Source organism: Pokkaliibacter plantistimulans (genome assembly GCF_003194385.1).
In the GTDB taxonomy this organism is placed as follows: domain Bacteria; phylum Pseudomonadota; class Gammaproteobacteria; order Pseudomonadales; family Balneatricaceae; genus Pokkaliibacter; species Pokkaliibacter plantistimulans.
The window spans coordinates 1-2,923 of sequence record NZ_LAPT01000213.1 but is presented as its reverse complement, the minus strand read 5'-3'; the positions used below and the strand labels follow the sequence as shown (position 1 = coordinate 2,923).

At 54.2% G+C, this 2,923-nt stretch carries 2 protein-coding genes; both read left to right on the top strand.

Annotated elements, in window-relative coordinates:
• The first annotated feature begins 150 nt into the window (after positions 1–150).
• Positions 151–1,548, top strand: a complete 1,398-nt coding sequence (locus WH50_RS25980) for a glutamine synthetase family protein (RefSeq protein ID WP_243410234.1) — start codon at positions 151–153, stop codon at positions 1,546–1,548.
• 909 nt (positions 1,549–2,457) lie between these two features.
• On the top strand, positions 2,458–2,923 hold a 466-nt coding region (locus WH50_RS25975; protein ID WP_116453735.1), incomplete at its 3' end, for an ABC transporter ATP-binding protein.

Genomic DNA, 2,923 nt, shown 5'->3' with positions numbered 1-2,923 from the left:
CAGCATTACCAACAAGGTACACAAGCGGGTCACCCAATAACTTATTACAGCTATGTTGATAGCGGCCCGCACAGCACGATAGTCAGGCTCAACGCCTGAGCCGGATGTCTCTCCTGGGTGAAGACATCTGGCTTCATAAGGAGAGAGAAAATGTCGAGTGAGAGCACTATGGTTGCCGGTAGTCTGCAGACGAACCTGGACGATGCCCATGCTTTCCTCAATCAGCACCCCGATATCGAGGTGTTTGAATTGCTGATCCCCGATACCAACGGTGTGGTCAGGGGGAAATGGGTGCCGCGCAGTGCGGTGCCGAAGGTGCTGTCCAGCGGTATCCGCTTGCCCAGCTCCATGTTCGCGCTGGATATCTGGGGTAACGACGTCTCGGAAAGCGGGCTGGTGTTTGAAACCGGCGACCGCGACGCCCTCTGTCTGCCGGTCAGTCGTTCCCTCAAGGAAGTGCCCTGGCTGAAACGCCGCACCGCGCAGATTGTCATGTCCATGTATGAGTCTGACGGCGCACCGTTCTTCGGTGATCCGCGTCACCGTCTGCAGCATATCTGTGATCTGTTCAAACAGCTGGGGCTGACGCCGGTAGTAGCCATTGAGCTGGAGTTCTATCTGCTGGACCGTGACCCTGCCGCTGATGGCCGTCCGCAGCCACCCATGTCGCCTACCACGGGCCGTCGTCAGTTCACCAATCAGGTGTATGGTATCGAGGAGCTGCATGAGTTCGAGGACTTCTTCGACGGTATCTCCCGCGCGGCGTCCACTCAGGATCTGCCGGTGGATACCACGGTAGCCGAGCAGGCGCCGAACCAGTATGAAATCAACCTGCATCACGTCGCCAATGCGGTGCAGGCCGCGGAACACGCCATTCTGCTGAAACGGGTGATCAAGGGCGTCGCTCAGGCCCATCAGATGAACGCGACCTTTATGGCCAAACCCTACGGCGATCTGGCCGGTAACGGTATGCACATCCACTTCAGCCTGATTGATCAGGAAGGCCATAACGTGTTCGATAATGGCACGCCCACCGGCAGTGATCTGCTGCGTCAGGCCATCGCCGGTCTGACTCACTCCATGGCGGACAGCATGGCGCTGCTGGCGCCGAACATTAACTCTTATCGTCGTTTCCAGGCGGGCAGCCATGCGCCGGTGCATCCGTGCTGGGGCTACGACAACCGTAGCACGGCAATCCGTATTCCTTCCGGTGAGCGTTCGGCGATTCGTATTGAACACCGCGTGGGTGGTGCCGATGCCAACCCCTTCCTGTCGATGGCCGCGGTGCTGGCGGGCGCCTATCACGGCATCGTCAACAAGATGGAACCGCCACCCGCTACTGTGGGTAACGCCTATGCACAGCATGAGGCGTCACTGCCGGACAATCTGGCCGATGCGTTACTGGCCTTTGAAGAGTCGGAGTTTATTAAAGAGTATTTTGGTGAGCCATATCAGCGCCTATATAGCGCCTGTAAATGGCAGGAATTGGCGACTTTCGGAAGTCAGGTGACGCAATTGGAATATGACTCCTATTTGCGCACCGTGTAATTAAAAAAATAGCATGCGCTATTTTGGGGCGATCTGGTTTGTGGATACCTGTTTTGGTGCCTTGAACAGATCGCCCTTTTTATTTGTGGCTGAATAAGCGTTGTCTGCTGCTGATTACGTATCAGCTCAGGTATCACCTTTGTTGAGCTTATGTAACATATTGAACGTACTGGTTTTTTGTTGCGATGCGGTAGCGCGGTTTGGGTGTCGGATATATGACGAATATTAAGCATAATTTTATCGGTTAGATATTCTTCAATATTCCCTTGGGGGTATTTTTATAAATTGTTATCGGTTGCTAGTGGTAAAGTTTTATTGAGCTAAAACTGAAGATGGATGGGAAAGTATTTATCTGATTATTTAGCTCGTGCACACTGAATTGGACTAATAAAAATAATTCGTCCTTTATATTCTTCGGCATAGCTTGTGCATAGTGGTTTAGGTATAGATAACAGGATTATCAAATACATGGGCCCTGGAGCGTGAACACGTTCCTGACTGTTGCAGGCTGCCCCGCAACCCATATCGCCGGTGGAACGTTTACCGGTGAATCTGCGCTGCAGTGGGCCGGTTGATCTGTTGTGCAGCGGTTCGCTGCACAGATGAACGCAAAACCTTGTTCTAGCACTGGCGTCTGCTGTGCTTTCTGATATAAAGCGCGATTTGGTTGCACATGTTCCGTCAGGCAGACTCTGTTACTCTTGGCGGTTCAGTAGCGTGGCAAGCGGCAGCCAGGCTGCCTGCACAGGCTCCACGCGTCACAGGTTTACGATTCGTCGCAGAGATACGTCAGGTGCCGGTCAGCCGGCGCTCAGTGCCAAGCATCAGGCCGTCGAAGTATTACAGGTTTCGGTAGCTCCCCCGGCGGTGGGGTCGCCAACAAGTATAAGTCAGGAGGTTATGTCGATAATGAATGTAGCTACCAGCACCGCTACCATGGCGGACTCGGCCAAGAGGCCTGAGCAGACGATCCTGCAGATTCAGCAGGTAACCAAGATGTTTGGTGATACCAAGGCCGTCAATGATGTCAGCCTGGAGATTCGCAAAGGCGAGATCTTTGCCCTGCTCGGCGGTTCCGGATGTGGCAAGACCACGCTGCTGCGTATGCTGGCCGGATTTGAGCGCCCCACCGCGGGTCGCATCATTCTTGACGGTCAGGACATTACCGCGCTGCCTCCCTACGAGCGCCCCATCAATATGATGTTTCAGTCCTATGCGCTGTTCCCGCACATGAGTGTGGAGCAGAATATTGCCTTTGGCCTGAAGCAGGATGGCATGACCCGTAACCAGATCGGTGACCGTGTCGCACACATGCTGAAGCTGGTGCACATGAGCAAGTATGCCCGTCGCAAACCCCATCAGCTGTCCGGTGGTC